This window comes from Dellaglioa sp. CoH-55-MRSF-9, from assembly GCF_056782155.1.
Window position 1 is genome coordinate 1 of sequence record NZ_JBXAYG010000027.1, and the last position, 451, is coordinate 451.

General features: G+C 54.1%; 1 protein-coding gene. It reads right to left on the minus strand.

What is annotated here, in order from left to right:
• Positions 1-254, minus strand: a 254-nt coding sequence (locus AC1RPV_RS07655) for a hypothetical protein (protein WP_481764182.1), incomplete at its 3' end; no start/stop codon positions are given.
• Between the last annotated feature and the right edge of the window lie 197 nt (positions 255-451).

Consider the following 451-nt stretch of genomic DNA (forward strand, 5'->3'; position numbering starts at 1 on the left):
TTGACACGCAGATAGTTGGGGCTGACTGCACGCTCGGGAATTTCTGCGAGATGAGCACGACGCTTGCCCTTCCCGAACTCAGAGTCGCGCGCGACACTCGGGAATAGGGTGTTGGCCCACAACCGAGTCATAAAGACCACGGGCGAGCCTGTGTATCGCTTGGTGTACAGGAACATGAAGCGCGACTTCAGAGCCTTTCGGTCCAGCGCAAGATGTTCGGGCACCACGAGATTGGTAGTTGGTCTGAGATTCATCCTATTTGTCCGGGTCCAGAAACGAAAAGACCCCGATAACCGTAGCTATCGGGGTTATTGCGGAGAAGCATACCACAACTTTCTCCTATTTACTAGACCTCTGTTTCGTCTTATTCATCAAACGAGGACAGACGCTGGGCCGCCGCTGTCGTCATTTGTTCCGCCTCATCGTTCTCGCCGTCAACGCCGATTTCGAG